This is a genomic window from Acinetobacter sp. YH01024, from assembly GCF_013420195.1.
In the GTDB taxonomy this organism is placed as follows: Bacteria; Pseudomonadota; Gammaproteobacteria; order Pseudomonadales; family Moraxellaceae; genus Acinetobacter; species Acinetobacter amyesii.
This window is the reverse complement of the sequence record NZ_VOYQ01000106.1, coordinates 1-1,225: the sequence shown is the minus strand read 5'-3', so window position 1 is coordinate 1,225 and position 1,225 is coordinate 1. Positions and strand designations below refer to the sequence as shown.

Here is a 1,225-nt window from a genome sequence, read left to right as displayed (position 1 = left end):
CAAACTCTTCAGTTTAAAATCAATAGTACATATAGTGTACCAATCTTGGCTCATCAATTACTGACAAAAATTTGCTCAAATAAACTTCGAGTAATTTCTACCATTAATCAATGAAAATAATTTCGATTGATCAACCAGTAAAAATCCACACAAGTTGTTCTTCATAATCTCTTAATGATCTTTCTAACATCTCGTCAATGCTAGAAGCTGGACTTCGATAAACTCAACAACTCAACGCTTCACGTTTCGTTCGTTTCCGTCTATCTCGTCGGTATGGTGCTCATTATAGGGCAATTTCTTACACGTGCAAGTGCTTTTCACTCACAAAGAACACGAGTGTTTTATTTTTATGCACCATTATGGTTCAAAAAACACACTTTACTCACATAAATACATGATATTTATTACAAATATCATGTAAAATATTTTTCCTATTTTGTGTGCTTAGTTTTTTACAGGTGCTGCTTTAATCACCACACTCTGTATAACTACTGGGTTTACAGGGACATTCTGATGCATTCCATAGTTCGCAGTTGGAACTTTTACGATTTTATCGACGATATCCATACCTTTAGTGACCTTACCAAAAACAGCATATCCCGCATTCATTGCACTTTTATTGAGAAAGTCATTGTCTGCAACATTAATAAAGAACTGACTACTTGCTGAATCAGGATGATTCATCCGTGCCATTGCCAATGTGCCGCGCTTATTGCTCAAGCCATTACTTGATTCATTCTTAATAGCCGCTTTTGTTGGCTTCTCCTGCATTTTGACATCCATGCCCCCACCCTGAACCATAAATCCAGGAATCACGCGATGAAAGATCGTGCCGTTATAAAATTTTTCTTTTGCATAGCTTTCAAAGTTTTTAGCTGAGATAGGTGCCTTGTCATTGAATAGCTCAATTTCAATATTGCCTTGAGAGGTTTTCATTTCGACAATAGTATTGGCAGCAAAACTGCTTAAGCTCACACAGCCAAGTGCTGCGGTAAATAAAATCTGTTTTAACATTTGCTAACTCTTCTGGTTGATCTCGTACTTGTTATTGACTGTATATTAGTCTTTGATGATTAAAAAGTAATTATTCTGCCATTATTGACATACTCCCACCACCAAGCTAAGAGCTATGGTGGGGGAATCTTTGCGACCCATGCAATCTTAGAGATTGCACCTTTCGATACCGCACTGCGCTGACAGTATGGCGGTACAGGAACTCTTTATA

At 37.2% G+C, this 1,225-nt stretch carries 1 protein-coding gene; it reads right to left on the bottom strand.

Going from position 1 to position 1,225, the window contains the following annotated elements; translation table 11 throughout:
• Positions 1 to 444 precede the first annotated feature (444 nt).
• Positions 445 to 1,014: a peptidylprolyl isomerase gene (locus FTT88_RS17065; RefSeq protein WP_180005529.1), complete on the bottom strand. Its 570-nt coding sequence runs from the start codon at positions 1,012 to 1,014 to the stop codon at positions 445 to 447.
• Between the last annotated feature and the right edge of the window lie 211 nt (positions 1,015 to 1,225).

Bases quoted from the DNA above. Each gene is read 5' to 3' on its own strand.
- FTT88_RS17065 (WP_180005529.1), bottom strand. From the start codon at position 1,014: ATGTTAAAACAGATTTTATTTACCGCAGCACTTGGCTGTGTGAGCTTA.